14 protein-coding genes are annotated in these 15,514 nt (G+C 70.3%); 2 read left to right on the top strand and 12 right to left on the bottom strand.

The window, feature by feature from the left end; translation table 11 throughout:
• Positions 1-66: 66 nt before the first annotated feature.
• The 9 genes from ACFSDF_RS08630 to ACFSDF_RS08590 form a co-directional block, all read right to left on the bottom strand.
• Positions 67-2,220: a HelD family protein gene (locus ACFSDF_RS08630; protein ID WP_377157113.1), complete on the bottom strand. Its 2,154-nt coding sequence runs from the start codon at positions 2,218-2,220 to the stop codon at positions 67-69.
• A gap of 525 nt (positions 2,221-2,745) precedes the next feature.
• A complete protein-coding gene (locus ACFSDF_RS08625) occupies positions 2,746-3,474 on the bottom strand; it encodes an SRPBCC family protein (protein ID WP_167001566.1) in 729 nt (242 codons plus the stop codon).
• On the bottom strand, positions 3,474-4,328 hold the full coding sequence (locus ACFSDF_RS08620) for an FAD binding domain-containing protein (RefSeq protein WP_167001565.1): 855 nt from the start codon (positions 4,326-4,328) through the stop codon (positions 3,474-3,476). Before ACFSDF_RS08620 ends, ACFSDF_RS08625 begins: the two co-directional genes overlap by 1 nt.
• On the bottom strand, positions 4,325-6,805 hold the full coding sequence (locus tag ACFSDF_RS08615; protein WP_377157110.1) for a xanthine dehydrogenase family protein molybdopterin-binding subunit: 2,481 nt from the start codon (positions 6,803-6,805) through the stop codon (positions 4,325-4,327). The genes ACFSDF_RS08620 and ACFSDF_RS08615 overlap by 4 nt, the downstream gene beginning before the upstream one ends.
• A complete protein-coding gene (locus tag ACFSDF_RS08610; RefSeq protein WP_167001563.1) occupies positions 6,802-7,308 on the bottom strand; it encodes a (2Fe-2S)-binding protein in 507 nt (168 codons plus the stop codon). The genes ACFSDF_RS08615 and ACFSDF_RS08610 overlap by 4 nt, the downstream gene beginning before the upstream one ends.
• A gap of 246 nt (positions 7,309-7,554) precedes the next feature.
• A complete protein-coding gene (locus tag ACFSDF_RS08605; RefSeq protein ID WP_167248998.1) occupies positions 7,555-8,688 on the bottom strand; it encodes an XdhC family protein in 1,134 nt (377 codons plus the stop codon).
• Between the two features lie 82 nt (positions 8,689-8,770).
• Positions 8,771-9,868 (bottom strand): vWA domain-containing protein, encoded by a 1,098-nt coding sequence (locus ACFSDF_RS08600; RefSeq protein ID WP_377157108.1) that lies wholly within the window; start codon positions 9,866-9,868, stop codon positions 8,771-8,773.
• Between the two features lie 3 nt (positions 9,869-9,871).
• Positions 9,872-10,756, bottom strand: coding sequence for an AAA family ATPase (locus ACFSDF_RS08595; protein WP_377157106.1), 885 nt, complete (start codon positions 10,754-10,756; stop codon positions 9,872-9,874).
• Positions 10,757-10,765: 9 nt separating this feature from the next.
• The gene (locus ACFSDF_RS08590) at positions 10,766-11,377 is read right to left on the bottom strand and encodes a nucleotidyltransferase family protein (protein WP_167001560.1); all 612 of its coding nucleotides are present in this window, start codon (positions 11,375-11,377) and stop codon (positions 10,766-10,768) included.
• A gap of 56 nt (positions 11,378-11,433) precedes the next feature.
• Here ACFSDF_RS08590 and ACFSDF_RS08585 point away from each other — a divergent pair, with 56 nt between their 5' ends.
• The gene (locus ACFSDF_RS08585; protein ID WP_377157104.1) at positions 11,434-12,699 is read left to right on the top strand and encodes an ArgE/DapE family deacylase; all 1,266 of its coding nucleotides are present in this window, start codon (positions 11,434-11,436) and stop codon (positions 12,697-12,699) included.
• A 22-nt stretch (positions 12,700-12,721) separates the two neighbouring features.
• On the opposite strand, the gene ACFSDF_RS08580 is transcribed toward ACFSDF_RS08585, so the two are convergent.
• The 3 genes from ACFSDF_RS08580 to ACFSDF_RS08570 are packed head-to-tail and all read right to left on the bottom strand — an operon-like array spanning position 12,722 to position 14,612.
• Positions 12,722-13,351: a hypothetical protein gene (locus ACFSDF_RS08580; RefSeq protein ID WP_167001558.1), complete on the bottom strand. Its 630-nt coding sequence runs from the start codon at positions 13,349-13,351 to the stop codon at positions 12,722-12,724.
• Between the two features lie 5 nt (positions 13,352-13,356).
• The gene (locus ACFSDF_RS08575) at positions 13,357-13,491 is read right to left on the bottom strand and encodes a hypothetical protein (RefSeq protein ID WP_279587724.1); all 135 of its coding nucleotides are present in this window, start codon (positions 13,489-13,491) and stop codon (positions 13,357-13,359) included.
• Positions 13,492-13,529: 38 nt separating this feature from the next.
• Entirely contained in the window at positions 13,530-14,612 is a 1,083-nt protein-coding gene (locus tag ACFSDF_RS08570) for a hypothetical protein (protein ID WP_377157102.1), read from the bottom strand.
• A gap of 77 nt (positions 14,613-14,689) precedes the next feature.
• On the opposite strand from ACFSDF_RS08570, the gene ACFSDF_RS08565 reads away from it, so the two are divergent.
• Entirely contained in the window at positions 14,690-15,511 is an 822-nt protein-coding gene (locus ACFSDF_RS08565; protein WP_377157100.1) for an N-acetylmuramoyl-L-alanine amidase family protein, read from the top strand.
• The last annotated feature ends 3 nt before the right edge of the window (positions 15,512-15,514 follow it).

Genomic DNA, 15,514 nt, shown 5'->3' with positions numbered 1-15,514 from the left:
CCAGGAATGGACGCAACGTGCAGGCTTCCCGTACGGGGTCGGTCGAGCCAGTCTCAACCAACGAGATCAATCAGGTCGGGCACTCACGCATGCGTTCCAATCGACCTGACCTGGTCCAAGTGACGGTCTCGATGGGGTCGTGACCTCAAGGGTGAGGAGGCGTTTAGTTGCTCGCGTTTGCGCGACGTAGAGGTCGCGGAGACCTGCCTCGTTGGCCGATCGGATGCCGACCGGGTCGATGATGATCACGGTGTCGAACTCCAGCCCGCGCGTGTCGGGCGCGGCGATGATCGTGGCGTCGGTCTCGCTGACCTCAGCGTCCAGTGTGGCGGAGCGGTGTGCGGTGGCGATGACGCCGATCAGTTCTCCCGGATGCGTCTGCCGGATGCGTGTGATGAGCTCGTTGAGAACGGAGACAACGTCTTCTCCAGCGACTGTGAGGGCGGTCGGTGGTTCGCCGTGTCGGATCGAGCGAGAGAGCCGCTGTTCGGGGGCGATGCGGGCGAGTAGGCCCGCTGTCGCCTGCAGGATCTCCGCGGTGGTGCGGTAGTTGACTGTGAGCGTGTGGTGGGCGAACCTCTCGTCGACGAATGGTTCCAATGCCTCACTCCACGTGCGGATGGTCGTGGTGGGACCGGCCTGGGCGAGGTCTCCCACGATGGTCATTGAGCGTTGCGGGCAGCGGCGCATCAGCCCCCGCCATTGCATTTCGGAGAGCTGCTGGGCCTCGTCGACGACGACGTGCCCGTACATGGTCTCGGGGAGGCCATCGATGAATGTGCGTGCTTCATCGAGCAGTGCAAGATCGGCGCTACTCCACCCCGTCTGGGCGAGGCCGACCAGTTGCGCGAGATCCTCCTCCGGCACATCGGGAAGCGCATGGGCGAGTGCGGCGTGGTCCCCGAGGAGACCTCGGACGACGTCCTCGGATCGAAGCCGGGGCCAGACTGTGGCAACAATCCGGTCGATTCCGGGATCGTCGAGAAACTCTTCACGGAGCTGATCCCAATCGATGTCCAGACCGTCCGCGGACACGTCAGCATCGTCGGAGCTGACGCGCCGTGGATTCCCCGCGAACATGCGATCGAGGTCGATGCCGAGGAACTCCTTGATCTCGGCTTCGAAGTCCGTGAGTTCCTTCGCGGTCTGCTGCTCCAGTTCGTTCACCAGCTCAGCGACGACGTGTTCGGTGAACAGTTCCCGGGCACGGTTGTGTCCGATGCCGCCCTGGAGGGCGCTGCGCCGCGCGGCGTCGACCCGGTCGGAATCAAGGACAACCGTGCCGTGCGCGGTCTGAAATTCGAGCGGTACGCCGTGAGGCTGACGTGCCTGCACCCAGCGTGCGAGCCCGTCAGCGAACTCCGCACGGCCTTTGAGGCGCGCGACTTCGTCTGGTTCGGTTTTCGTCGCTTCCGCGCCGATCAGGTCGGGCAGCGTCGCCAGCTGCACATCGTTCTCCCCGAGCGAGGGGAGCACTTCGGAAATGTAGGTGAGGAACCGTCTGTTCGGGCCGAACACGAGGACCCCACGATCAGCGATCTGGGAGAACGCATAGAGCACGTATGCCGCTCGGTGCAGGGCGACAATCGTCTTGCCGGTTCCTGGGCCGCCATCGACCACCATGATTCCGCGATGCGGTGACCTGACGATCTCGTCCTGCTCGGTCTGGAGAGTCGCCGCGGCCTCTCGCATCCGCCCCGTTCGTGTACCGCTCAGCGCAGAGACGAGAGGGCCATCGCCGACGACGTCCTCGGCGGTCGGTGTGGTTCCGTTAAGGATCTCGTCACTGACGTCGACGACCGTGCGGCCATCCGAGCGCAGATGTCGACGCCGGCGAAGACCCAGTGGCGAGGCCATCGTGGCCGAGTAGAACGGCCGTGCGGCCTCCGCCCGCCAGTCCACGAGCACCGGTTCTCCCGCGTCCGTGCGCAACCCGATCCGGCCGACATGCAACGATTCGCTCTGCTCGGCATTGTCGATGCGTCCGAAGCACAAGGACCGTTCTGCCGAACGGAGCTGGCGAATCTTGTCGGACAGCCGCGAGGCCTCAAGATCCCTTTCGTAGAGCTCTTCCGGCCCTTCAACGCGCGCGGCCATCGCCCGCGCATGTGCGGATAGGCTCCCGCTCAGGTCAGCGTCAAGACGCGCGTACATCGCATCAAGAGACCGCTGTTCTTCTTCGATCTGTTTCGCCTTGCTCGCACCCATATCCATGTGCATCGTTCTCCCTCATCCGGCGTCTACTATGGGGCGCAGGTTCGGCAAGAACAACTTTGACTTTCCGGGATAATTTTGGCCTTCCGAGAACCTGCGTCACACAGAAAGGCGATTGGGTGACGCAATGTCGCGTCAGATGTCACGCGGTCGGAAGCCACTCACCTCCCTGTTGGAAGAAGAAGCGGGAATGACCGTTTCGAACGGGCTGGCGTCGGTCCCGGCTGCTGGTCACGATTCGCTGTTGCCGGTGTCGTGAGTGCGACGGGCACTCGAAGGGATCGTGGTCGCGTGGAACACCGACGACGACGCCGTTCTCGCCGAGGGCAGACGGGTCCCCCACGCCGCTTCGACGGCGTCCAGGTCCTGGGCGTCGACGTCGGAGTGATCGTCGTCCCCGGCCACACGTGCGCGATCTCTAGCCAGGATGGGTACGCAGCGATCTGCGCTCAAGGATCCAGGTAACTGGCACCGCGATTCTCGCGCGAGATCCCGCGTGGTCCGGAGCATGTGCTCCGGACCGGACTCGCGTCAGCCCCTGCGCCGCCGCACGAGCCGCCAGACCACGAACCCGGCGACCGCGCCGACCGCGAGCCGCGCCCCATACCGCTTGAGCAGCACTGGGAGCACCGTGGCTCCGAGGTCGAGCTCGGCGGAGTCACCCGCCGGGCCTGCGGCCGAACCCCCGACCAGGCCCGGAGCGGGAGTCGGCACCGGCACCGGCTCAGCGAGAGGCGGCTCAGGTGCTTCCGCGGCGTGCCGCCCGCGCTCTGGCGGCGCCTCGGGCACGACGACCTCCTCCTCGACGCCCGGCGGAGGCGCCGACAACCGATCGCTGATGCACCCGACGAACTGCGACAACAGCTTGTCGCTCACGTCCTGGATCACCCCCCGTCCGAACTGTGCGGGCTTCCCAGTGATCGCGAGGTCGGTCACCACCTCCACACGGGTCCCCTCGCCGTCAGGGAAGAGCCGCGTGGTCACCTTCGCCCCCGCTGTGCCCTGGCCGCGCTTGTCCTTGCCCTTTGCATCGATGACGACCCGACGCTCGGCCTCGTCACGCTCGACGTACGTCCCCGACCCTCCGTACACCAGCGAGATCGGCCCGAGCTTGATCTTGATCGTGCCGGTGAAGTCGTTCTCGTCGACCACCTCCACCGTCGCCCCCGGCATACACGGCGCAATGGACTCCAGGTCGTTGAACGCGGCCCAGGTCGTCTCGATCGGTGCAGGGACGGTGAAGGTGTGCGAGAGATCCATCAGGCACCCGCCGCCCGGACCACGGCCCGCCGAGTCAGGACGCGCGCGAGGTGGCGTCGGTAGTCGGGCGAACCGTTCAGGTCGTCGGGTGGCGTGGTGCCGTCGGCGACCCCGGACACGGCGGCCTCGACCGCCTCGGCGACGGGCGAGACTCCGATGAGGGCCTGCTCGACCGCCTTCGGGCGTACGGGCGTCGAGCCCATGTTGGTGAGCCCGAGCCTTGCCTCGGCGATCGTGCCGCCTTCGAGCCGTACGGTCGCCGCGACCGCGACGATCGACCACTGCTGGGAGACGCGGACGAACTTCTCGTACGCCGCGCCCCACCCGGTGCGCTTGGGGATGCGGACGGCCGTGAGGATCTCGTCCTCGCCGACGGCCGTGGTGAAGAGATCGACGAAGAAGTCGGACGCCGGCACCGTACGGGAGCCGGACGGGCCGGTGATCTCGAACGACGCCCCGAGCGCCAACGCCGGAGCCGGCAGGTCACCCGCCGGGTCCGCGTGCACGAGCGCACCCCCGAGCGTGCCGCGGTGTCGCACCTGCGGGTCGGCGACCGTCGACGTCGCCTCGGCGATCAGCGCGGCGTGCTCGCGGACGAGTGCGCTCGCCGCGACCTCGTGGTGCGGCGTCATCGCGCCGATCACGAGGTCGTCGCCGTCCTCGCGGATGCCCCGCAGACCGTCGATGCGGCCCAGGTCGACGATCAGCTCGGGCCCGGCGAGCCTCATCTTGAGCACCGGGATCAGGCTCTGTCCGCCGGCGAGGACCTTCACGTCGTCGCCACCCTCGGCGAGCAGACGCACCGCGTCCTCGACCGTGTCCGGCGACTCGTACTCGAAAGATGTCGGAATCACTGTTCATCCCCCTGGGCCGTACCCGTCTGGACCGCGCCGGTCGACGCGATGTCGCGGTCAGCGACCTCGGGGCTGTTCACCGTCGGTGCGGCGGCGTCGGCCCCCCGGCCCTTCTCCGCTCCCTGCAGCGCCGCCCAGACTCGGCTGGGCGAGCATGGCATGAGGATGTCATCGACTCCGAGATGTCGCACGGCGTCGATCACGCCGTTGACGATCGCGGGGGTCGATGCGATGGTGCCTGCCTCGCCCACACCCTTGACGCCGAGGACGTTGGTAGTCGACGCCGTCTCCGTACGGTCGGTGACGAAGGACGGCAGGTCCGCCGCGCTCGGCACGAGGTAGTCCACGAACGAGCCGGTCACGAGGGTCCCGGACTCGTCGTGCACCGCTTCCTCGTACAGGGCCTGCGCGATGCCCTGCGCGAGCCCACCGTGGACCTGGCCCTCGACGATGAGCGGGTTGATGACGTTGCCGATGTCGTCGACGCAGACGTACTTTCGGAGGGTCACCTGCCCCGTCTCGGTGTCGACCTCGATCGCCGCGAGATGGGTGCCGTGCGGGAAGGAGAAGTTGTCCGGGTCGAACGTCGCGTCCGAGTCCAGGCTCGCCTCGACACCGTCGGGCAGGTCGTGCGCGGCGAAGACCGCGAGCGCGATGTCGCCGAGCGCCACGCCCTGGTCGGTGCCTCGTACGGTGAACGTGCCCTCGGCGAACTCGAGATCGTCCTCGGACGCCTCGAGCATGTGGGCCGCGATGACCTTCGCCTTCGCGATCACCTTGTCCGCCGCCGCGACGACCGCCATGCCACCGACGGCCAGCGAGCGAGAGCCGTACGTGTCGAGGCCACGCTGGGCGATCGCCGTGTCGCCGTGCAGCACCTCGACGTTCTCGAACGCGACTCCGAGCCGGTCGGCGACGATCTGGCTCCACGCCGTCTCGTGACCCTGGCCGTGCGGGCTGGTGCCCGTGACGACCTCGACGTTGCCGGTCGGGAGCATGCGCACCTGGGCGTATTCCCAGCCGCCCGCGCCGTAGTCGAGCGACCCGAGAACCCTCGAGGGCGCGAGACCACACATCTCGGTGAACGTCGAGATGCCGATCCCCAGCTGGACCGGGTCGCCCTCGTCGCGTCGCCGCTGCTGCTCGGCCCGCAGCTCGTCGTACCCGAACAGCCCGAGCGCCTTCGCCGTCGCCGCCTCGTAGTTGCCGCTGTCGTACTCGAGTCCACAGACGCTCGTGAACGGGAACTCCTCGTGCGGGATCCAGTTCTTGCGGCGCAGCTCGATCGGGTCCATGTCGAGCTCGGCGGCCAGGTCGTCCATGAGGCGCTCGATCGCGAACGTCGCCTCCGGTCGGCCGGCGCCGCGGTAGGCGTCGGTCCAGACCTTGTTGGTGAACAGGTTGGTGCACTCGAACCGGTACGACGGGAACTTGTAGATGGCCGGGAACATGAACGCCCCGAGGATCGGCACTCCCGAGGTCACGAGCCCGAGATAGGCGCCCATGTCGACGAGCAGCTGCACCTTGAGCCCGGTGACCTGACCGTCGCGCGTCGCGGACAACGAGAGCCGCTGGACCTGACCCCGGCCGTGATGGGCGGCCATCAGCGACTCGGAGCGGGTTTCGGTGTACTTGCAGGGCTTGCCCGTACGCCGCGCCACGATCATCGTGATGACCTCTTCGGGCGTGACCTGGAGCTTGCCGCCGAAGCCGCCGCCGACGTCCGGCGCGATCACGCGAACCTTGGACTCGGGGATGCTGAGCGTGAGCGCGAGCATCAGCCGGAGGATGTGCGGGACCTGGGTCGACGACCACATCGTGGTCTGCTCGCCGGTCGGATCCACGACGGTGGAGCGCGGTTCCATGGACGCCGGGATGAGGCGCTGCTGGTAGTACGTGCGTTCGACGAGGATCTCGTCGTCGGCCTCGCGTGCCTGCGACAGCGCCTCCTCGACGTTGCCACCGGTGCCTGCCTCGCCCGAGTCGAAGATCCAGAGGGCGGACCTGTTGGTGCCGAGGTCGGGATGCGCAAGGATCTCGTCCTTCTCCGCCTCCTCGAGGTCGAGCACGACCGGGAGCTCCTCATAGTCGACGTCGACCATGTCGGCCGCGTCCTGGGCCGCGGACTTGCTCCGAGCCACGACGACGGCGACGATCTCGCCGGCGAACGCGACGTGGTTGACGGCGATCGACGGGTGGTGCGGGGACTTCTGGTCCGGCGTGATGGGCCAGGCGTTCGGGAGCGTTCCGCAGAGATCCTGGATGTCGGCGCCCGAGAGGACGGCGACGACGCCGGGCGCCGCTGCGGCGTCGGAGGTGTCGAGGTTGGTGATGCGGGCGTGGGCGAACGGGCTGCGCACCATCGCCAGGTGCAGCATGCCCGGGAGCACGATGTTGTCGGTGAAGCGCGAGCGGCCGGTGATGAGGCGCTGGTCCTCCTTGCGGCGGCGTGGCGAGCCGATCTCGGTGACGGTCATGCCGCACCCGCCTCGGTCGACTCGGGCGTACCGGCCATCTCGCGTGCGCCGGCCTGCACGGCCTTGACGATGTTCTGGTAGCCGGTGCAGCGGCAGAGGTTGCCCTCGAGGTTCTCTCGTACGGTCGCCTCGTCGGGGTCGGGATGCTCGTTCACGAGATCGATGGACTGCATGATCATGCCCGGCGTACAGAACCCGCACTGCAGGGCGTGGGACTCGTGGAACGCCTTCTGCATCGGGTGCAGCGCGCCGTCCGCAGCCGTGATCCCCTCGATGGTGGTGACGTCGTGGCCGTCGGCCTGGACGGCGAACATCGTGCACGACTTGATGCTGCGGCCGTCGAGGTGGACGGTGCAGGCGCCGCAGTTCGTCGTGTCGCAGCCGACCAGCGTGCCGACCTTGCCGAGCTGCTCGCGGAGGTACTGGACGAGAAGCGTCCGGGGTTCGACATCGTCGGTGTACGTGACTCCGTCGACGGTGAGGGTGATCGGTTTCTTGGCCATGGACTTCACTCCGCTCGGCGTTGCACGTGCCCGACTGGTTGAAGCCTTTCCTACACCCGCGTGACGTAGATCACAACGCGATCGCAGAAGCTCGTACGGTTTGCCACGCCAACGTGGCTGCGATCGGTTGGCGCGGCGTGCCAGCCTCGCTAACAGAGGTCTCCCGCGCCAACGTGGCATCCAGTCTCCCGCCGTCGCCCACGCTGGCGTGGCACACCGTGCGGGGCGGCAGGGCGACGCCGAGGGTCACTCCGTCTCGTGGTGGATGCGTCCGTCGCGGGCGCTGAGGCGGTCGCCGCGGCCGCCCCACTGGAGAGCGATGATCTCCGCGGCGATCGACACCGCGGTCTCCTCGGGCGTACGGGCGCCGAGGTCGAGACCGATCGGGCTGGACAGCCGCGCGATCTCCTCCTCGCCGACCCCTGCCTCGCGCAGCCTCGCGAGGCGGTCGTCGTGCGTACGCCGCGAGCCCATCGCCCCGACGAACGCGGGGCGGTGCGGCGGATCGAGGCGCAGCGCGAGCTCGAGCAGCGGCACGTCGAACTTCGGGTCGTGGGTGAGCACGCAGATCACGGTGCGCTCGTCGATCGCGCCCGCCTCGACCTGCTTCTGGAGGTACTTGTGAGGCCACGAGACCACGACCTCACGCGCGTCGGGGAAACGCGCCGCCGTGGCGAAGACGGGCCGGGCGTCGCACACCGTCACCTGGTAGCCGAGGAACGCGCCCTGCCGCGCCACCGCCGCCGCGAAGTCGATCGCGCCGAACACAAGCATGCGTGGCTTCGGCGCGTACGAGGCCACGAAGACCCGCATCCCCTCGCCGCGCCGTTCTCCGTCGGGGCCGTACGTGAGCGTGGCCGTACGACCGGCCGCGAGCAGGCCACGCACGTCGTCGGCGATCGCGGCATCGGCGCGGCCAGAACCCAGCGAGCCGCCGAACGCGTCGGGGCGGACGATCGCACGGCGCCCGACCCACGAACCGTCCGGGTGCGCGATCACCGTCGCCACAGCCACCGGGCGGCCGGACTCGATGTCGGCGGCGACCTCACCGAGCTCGGGGAACGTCTCCTGCGACACCGGCTCCACGAACACGTCGAGGATGCCGCCGCAGGTCAGCCCGACGGCGAAGGCGTCGTCGTCGCTGACCCCGTACCGCTGGAGCACCGGGTCGCTAGCGCCGACGACCTCCTGGGCGAGCTCGTACACGGCGCCCTCGACGCAGCCGCCCGACACCGACCCGTACGCGCTCGCGTCCGGGGCGACGACCATCGACGCACCGGCCGGGCGCGGCGCCGAGCGGAAGGTGGCGACCACGGTGGCCACACCGGCGGTCTCCCCCGCCTTCCACGTCTCCATGAGCTCGTCGAGCACGTCACGCATGTGATCCAGACTACGTTCTGGCCGTACGGAGTGGCTGCGCCGGCAGGTCGCACGCCGTGCTGGAGGCACACCGCGGCGACCCTCAGCGCCCGACCTCGTCGAGAAGGGCCTGGAACGCGGCCAGCGAGTGACCGGCGACGAGCGCGTCGAGGTGCGGGTGGACCGCCGCGATCCCGCCCTGCACGGGCGCGTAGCCGGGTCGCCCACGGTGGGGGTTGGCCCACAGGACCCGGTACGCCAGCCGGCGCAGGCGCTCGACCTGGGCCCCGAGCAGCACAGGGTCGCCCCGCTCCCAGCCGTCCGACGCGATCACGACGACCGCGCCCCGCGCCATGCCCCGCTGCCCCCAGCGATCGGCGAACGCCCGCAGCACCTCACCGAGCCGCGTGCCGCCAGACCAGTCGGGCACCGTCGCCCCTGCCGCGGCGAGTGCCTCCTCGGGGTCGCGCAGCCGCATCGCCGCCGTGACCCGCGTCAGCCGCGTACCGAGCGTGAAGACCTCGACGTCCCGCGGGGACACGCTGACCAGGCGGTGCGCGAGCCGCAGCAGGCTGTCCGCGTACGCACTCATCGATCCGGAGACGTCGATCAGCAGCACGACTCGCCGGGGCCGTCGCCGTGGCGCGCGGTAGCGGAGCGGCCCCGGCTCCCCCGCCCGGCGCAGCTGGTCGCGCAGCGTCCTCGTCGGGTCGAGGTCACCCCGTCGGTGCGGCGTACGGCGTGGGCTGCGGCGCAGCGGCACCCGTACGGTCAAGCGGTCAAACATCCGCGCCACCTCGACCCGCTCGGTCGGCGACAGCGAGGCGACGTCGCGGTGTCGCAGCGTCTCCGCGCGGCTCGCGATCATCGCGACCTCCTGCGTGTCGTCGCTCGCGCCGACACCGCCGTCGTCGCCCTCGTCGAGCCCGGCCTGGACCACGACGCGGGGCGGCGGCTGTGTCCTCGTTCGCAGGCGCGGCTCGTCGGGACTGAACCACGCCGCGAACACCTGGTCGTACACCCCGAGGTCGTCGGGCTCCGCGCACAACGTCGCACGCCCCGCCCAGTAGACGTCGTGACGACGCTCGGGACCGAGCAGCGACACGGCCTCGACGAACGCCTGCGTACGGTCGGGCGTCACGCCGAGGCCCGCCTCGCGCAGGGCGTGGGCGAAGCCGACGAAGATCGCGACGTCCGCCACGGGTCAGGCCAGCATCGTCGAGAGCGCCTCGCGGACGCGGTCGATGTCCTCGCGGTACTTGCAGACGGCGCCGATCGTCGCGGCGGCAGTCATGAGGTCGAGCTCGTCACGGCCGAGACGGTCGAGCGCGGCCGTCCAGTCGAGCGTCTCCGCCACGCCCGGCGGCTTGAGCAGGTCACCACGGGCACGCAGCTCCTGCACGACCCCGACCACCTGCTCGGCCAGTCGCTGCGAGACCTCCGGCATCCGGGTCCGGACGATCTCGACCTCGCCGGCCATGCCCGGGTGCTCGATCCAGTGATAGAGGCAACGTCGCTTGAGCGCGTCGTGGAGCTCGCGCGTGCGGTTGGAGGTCAGGACGACGATCGGCGGCTCCACGGCGCGGATGGTCCCGAGCTCGGGGATCGTGACCTGGTTTGTCGACAGGACCTCGAGCAGGAACGCCTCGAACTCGTCGTCGGCGCGATCGATCTCGTCGACGAGCAGCACCGCCGGCGCCTCGCGCAGCGCCCGCAGGATCGGGCGCGCCAGGAGGAACCGCTCGTCGAACAGCGACTGCTCCACCGCATCGGCGTCGACCGGTCGGCCCGGATCGGTGATCGCCTCGACGGTCCGCAGGTGGAGGATCTGGCGCGGGAAGTCCCAGTCGTACAGCGCCTGGGTCGCGTCGATCCCCTCGTAGCACTGCAGGCGGATCAGCGGGACCTCGTACGCGGCCGCGAGCGCCTCCGCCAATGCGGTCTTGCCCGTCCCCGGCTCGCCTTCGAGGAGGAGTGGTCGGCGCATCGCGAGCGACAGGTACGCGATGGTCGCGAGCCCGTCGTCGGCGAGATAGCCGACCCCGTCGAGGTCGCGGACGAGGTCGTCGCTGGTCTGCGGCTGCTTCACGCGCTCAGCCTATGCCGGTCCTGAGGTGCCGGGCGGCGTGTCCTGATCTCGCCCGGCCGCGAGGTCGCCGCACTCGATCGCGGTCGCGTCGTGCGCGTCGAGGTAGCGGCGACCGCCTTCGTCTCCCGACAGCGTCGCCGCCATCGCCGCCCAGTGCCCACGCCCGACGAGCACGGGATGGCCGGGGCGTCCGTCGTACGTCGCCCGCGCAAGCACGTCCTGTGCGGCGCCGGCGCCGTCGGCGTGGTCGAGCACCCGGCGTACGACCGGTGCGCCGACGTCCGGCAGGTCGACGAGCATGATCAGCGCCGCGTCAGCCCTCTCACCTGCCCCGGCCGCCAACGCCTCGAGGCCCGCCCGCAGCGACGCCCCCATCCCCGAAGCCCAGTCCTGCGCGAGGACGAACGACACGGGCGGACCCTCGTACGAGGCCCGGACCCGCCGCTCCTCGGCACCGACGACGACCAGGAGGTCGGTGCACCCAGCGGCCGCGATCTCCCGTACGGTCCGAGCCAGCCAGGTCGAGCCGTCCCCCGCGTCGACGAGGGCCTTCGGCATGCCCATCCGCCTGCCCTGGCCGGCGGCGAGGACCACTCCCGTCACCCGTGCGCACGTCGTCATGTCGCCAGATCCTGCCACCTGGACCCGGCGGCGAACCGGTGACGCACACTGGTGGCGTGACTGCTGTGCCCGACGCCGCCACCGTCCTCGCCCATCTCGATGAGGACGCCATCGCGGCCGACCTTGCGGAGCTCGTGGCCCTGGCGCCTGTCGACGGCACGGTCGGCGAGATCGCCGCCAGCCACTGGGCGGCCGATCGCCTCGCCCGCCTGGGGGCCGACGTGGACCACTGGGAGATCGACCTGCCGGTCCTTCGCCAGGAGCCCGAGTTCCCGGGGATGGAGGTCGAGCGGTCGGAGGCCTGGGGAACCGTCGGGATCTTCGGGGCAGGCTCTGGCGACGTCCCCGCGCTCGCCTTCAACGGACACCTCGACGTGGTACCGGCGGGCGACCCGTTTCTGTGGGCCGACAACGACCCGTTCACCGTCCGCCAGCGCGACGGCCGCTGGTACGGACGCGGCGTGTGCGACATGCTCGGCGGCGTCGCCGCCCTCTTCGGCGCGGTCCAGGCGCTGCGCGCCTCGGGAGTCACGCTCGCCCGTCCGCTCGCGATCCACGCCGTCATCGGCGAGGAGGACGGCGGCCTCGGCGCGTACGCGACGCTGCGACGTGGACACACCGCGGACGCCTGCGTGATCGGAGAGCCGACCGCCCGGCAGGTCGTCACCGACAACGCGGGGTCGCTGACCTTCCGGCTCGTCGTCCGCGGACGCGCGGCGCACGGCTCGATGCGGTCGAGCGGGATCAGTGCCCTCGACGCCTTCGACACCGTACGGGAGGCACTGCGAGAGCTCGAGCGTGCGCGCAACGTCGATCCCGGCGAGCGGTTCGCGCACCTCGTGATCCCGTACCCGCTCTCGATCGGCACCGTCCACGCCGGCGACTGGGCGAGCACCGTGCCGGACCTCTGCATCGCCGAAGGCCGGTACGGGGTACGCCCGGGCGAGTCCGTGGCGGATGCACGTGCGGCTCTGATCGCGGCCGTCGGCGAGGCGTCTCGTGCGGACCTGTGGCTGCGCGACCACCCTGTCGAGGTGACGTTCCCCGGCGGCGTGTTCGCCCCGGGGCGGCTCCCCGACGACCACGAGCTGCTCGGCGTGGTGTGCCAGGCGGCAGCCGAGGCGGGCGCCCCGCGGCCGGTGCCGATCGGTGCCCCGTACGGCTCAGACCTGCGGCTCTACGCGGCCGCGGGCGTCCCGACGCTCCAGTACGGGCCAGGCAGCATCGGCGACGCGCACGCGGTCGACGAGCACGTCGAGATCGCCGACGTGATGGGCTGCGCGAGGGCGTACGCACTGACGGCACTTCGGCTGTGCGGCTGAGCACCTGTGCGGGTGAGCGCCGTCAGGAGGTGAGCTCGATCGACAGGAACGGCCGTGACTGCGCCCCGGCACCGATCGGCTGCAGCGAGAGCTCGGCCTCGAGCCCGCCCGCGAGGACCGCGTCCGACCAGCGGGTGCCCGCCGCGGTGCCGAGGCCGATCGGGCGTGCGCCCAGCGCGTCGGCCCAGCCCTGGACGACTGCCACCGCGTCCTCGGTCGGCATCGCCCGGTCGCTGAGCTGCACCGACGTGACCTGGTCCCCGTCGGCCCACAGCGTCGCCGTATAGACGTCGGTCGCGAACCGGGAGCCGTCGGGCAGCACCAGCGCGACCCGGTCGGAGTCGTACTCGAACGCGCCGGGGAACCCGGGCATCTCCTCCTTGTCGAGCGAGGCGACCGTGACCGGCTCCCTGACGTCGAGGCGCAGCGTCCCGGGATCGCCGGAGAGCCGCGCCCAGACGACCGTCGCGATCACGGTGACTGCCACGGCGACGAGCACACCCCCGCCCGACCAGAGCAGGGAGGTGGAGCCGCGGCGCTGGCGCGCGAGCACACCGGCGACGACGAGGGCGAGGCCGATGGCGGCGAGCGCGGCCAGCCCGAGAAGCGCGAGGACCACGAAGATCCCCGCGGCGAGACCGGAGGCCCCCATAGGGACTAGCGGTCGCCCTTGCGACGCTCGAGCATCCGGCGCACGCGGGCCTCGTCCTGTCCGAGCACCTTCGACAGGAGCTGGACGCGATAGACGTAGGCAAGGACGACGATCCCGATGATGATCAACAGCCACAGCATGTGCTCAGCGTACGGGGCGCCGCGCAACGTGGGCAGTCTCAGCGTCGGGCGAGCTCGATCTTCCAGGCGATGAGCGACAGAGCCCCGAGGACGAGCGGGACACCCAACGAGATCACGCGCCAGATCAGGAACGCCGCGACGAGCTCTGGTTCGAGGCTCCTGTCGACGTCGACGTGGTAGAGCAGCGTCGCGATCACCACCGCGTCGAGCACGCCGAGGCCGGAGAAGAACAGCGCAGTCAGCGGATAGGCCACGAGGAACGCCGTCAGCACGGGGACAGCCGAGAGCTGGTCGGCGGGAACCCCGACGAATCGGATCGACAGCACGATCAGGCCCGCGTCGACGACGACCATCGCGACGAGCGCGAGAAGGGAGCGCGGGAGCGCCGAGCTGACGCGCCGGTACGCCGCGTGGCGGAACGCGACGACCGAGTCCCGCCACGCGTCGATGTCGATCCCCCGCTTGAACCTGCCCACCACCCGCGCGGCCCAGCCGCCGATCGAGGCAGCGAGCCGCTCGTCTCGGAAGCCGAGCCAGATCGCCAGCAGGATGGCGACGCTGATCAACGCGCTGAGGAGTGCCGGCACGATCTCCGCGGAGTCGTACATCCCGGTGACGATCATGACGAGGACGCCGAGGAGCGGGGCGCCAAAGCGGATCACGTAGAAGCTCAGGGTGTTCATCACGGCACCGGCGGTCGCCGCGGGCAACGCGATGCCCCACGAGCCGAACATCGCCATTCGTGTCACGTAGTCCGCCGGCGGGGGTGCAACGGCGTACATCACGGCCGAGGCCTGGTCGTTCTGGAAGGCACGCGGCACGCTGCATCCGTCGATGAACCACACGAGGGGCAGGCAGTTGAGGAGCTGCCTCATCAGCAGCCCGAGCACAAGGACGGCGAGCTGCCACCAGTGCAGGGTGGTGAGCGTCTCCCACACCTCCGCCCACTCCAGCCCTTGCGCGAGGGTGACGAGGACGACCAGGATCAGGGCGGTCAGGATCCACGGACCGACGGTGCGGACCGTACGACGCCACCTAGGCTGCGACGGATCGGCGGTGTCGCCGACACCGTCCGGGAGGGGGCGAGCCGACCCCGATCGTCCGGCGTCCGCGGCTGGCATGCCCACAGCGTGCCAGATCGGGCGGTGTCCGCACGGCACACGCGACGGCGACCTCGCGATCCGGGTAGCCTCCCAGGATGCGCTTCTCGCCCGCGTTCGTGGTCGCCTGCGTCGGCGCTGCCCTCGTCGCAGCTCCTGCCCAGGCTCCGCAGACGAGACCGACGGCGAGCGTCCAGATCGGCGCGGCCATCGTCCCGGCCGCCTTGACCGTCGTCCCGGCCGCCGCCGCTGCACCGCTTGCGGGCCGGACGATCGTGATCGACCCCGGCCATCAGCTCGGCAACTCCCGGTTCCCGCGCAAGATCAACCGGCAGGTGAACGCGGGCGGTCTGCGCAAGGCCTGCAACACCACGGGCACCGCGACGGCCTCCGGATATCCCGAGGCGACGTTCACCTGGCGCGTCGCCGTCCGGCTCCGTTCACAGCTGGAGGCGCTGGGCGCGACGGTCGTCATGACCCGAAGCCGCAACAGCCGGCGCCTGTGGGGGCCGTGCGTCGACGTCCGCGGCAAGCTCGGCAACGCGGGCTACCGCGGACGCGAACGAGCCGCCGACCTCAAGATCAGCATCCACGGCGACGGTGCGACCCGGTCGGGACGCGGGTTCCACGTGATCACCACGAAGCGTCGCGGCGCGGTCGTACGCTCCGCCCGGTTCGGCCGCGAGGTGCGCGCGGCGCTCGAGCAGCGTGGCTTCCACCGCTCGACGTACACGGCCGGCGGTCGTGGTCTGGTGCGTCGCGGCGATCTCGGCACCCTCAACCTCAGCCGCATCCCGACCGTGATGGTCGAGCTGGGCAATATGCGCAACCGCCGCGACGCCCGCACGATGCGCTCGGCGGCCGGGCAGCGCCGCTACGCCCGGGCACTCATGACGGCGGCCGTCGAGCACCTTCGGTGACCT

The sequence above is a fragment of the Mumia zhuanghuii genome, from assembly GCF_042681565.1.
Classification (GTDB): domain Bacteria; phylum Actinomycetota; class Actinomycetes; order Propionibacteriales; family Nocardioidaceae; genus Mumia.
Note: the sequence above shows the minus strand (reverse complement) of the source record. Positions and strands in the feature narration are given on the sequence as shown.

Excerpts from the sequence above, each read along its gene's own strand:
- ACFSDF_RS08565 (WP_377157100.1), top strand. The coding sequence starts at position 14,690 with ATGCGCTTCTCGCCCGCGTTCGTGGTCGCCTGCGTCGGCGCTGCCCTC.
- ACFSDF_RS08625 (WP_167001566.1), bottom strand. The coding sequence starts at position 3,474 with ATGGATCTCTCGCACACCTTCACCGTCCCTGCACCGATCGAGACGACC.
- ACFSDF_RS08580 (WP_167001558.1), bottom strand. The coding sequence starts at position 13,351 with ATGGGGGCCTCCGGTCTCGCCGCGGGGATCTTCGTGGTCCTCGCGCTT.
- ACFSDF_RS08615 (WP_377157110.1), bottom strand. The coding sequence starts at position 6,805 with ATGACCGTCACCGAGATCGGCTCGCCACGCCGCCGCAAGGAGGACCAG.
- ACFSDF_RS08630 (WP_377157113.1), bottom strand. The coding sequence starts at position 2,220 with ATGCACATGGATATGGGTGCGAGCAAGGCGAAACAGATCGAAGAAGAA.
- ACFSDF_RS08605 (WP_167248998.1), bottom strand. The coding sequence starts at position 8,688 with ATGCGTGACGTGCTCGACGAGCTCATGGAGACGTGGAAGGCGGGGGAG.
- ACFSDF_RS08590 (WP_167001560.1), bottom strand. The coding sequence starts at position 11,377 with ATGACGACGTGCGCACGGGTGACGGGAGTGGTCCTCGCCGCCGGCCAG.
- ACFSDF_RS08570 (WP_377157102.1), bottom strand. The coding sequence starts at position 14,612 with ATGCCAGCCGCGGACGCCGGACGATCGGGGTCGGCTCGCCCCCTCCCG.
- ACFSDF_RS08610 (WP_167001563.1), bottom strand. The coding sequence starts at position 7,308 with ATGGCCAAGAAACCGATCACCCTCACCGTCGACGGAGTCACGTACACC.
- ACFSDF_RS08575 (WP_279587724.1), bottom strand. The coding sequence starts at position 13,491 with ATGCTGTGGCTGTTGATCATCATCGGGATCGTCGTCCTTGCCTACGTC.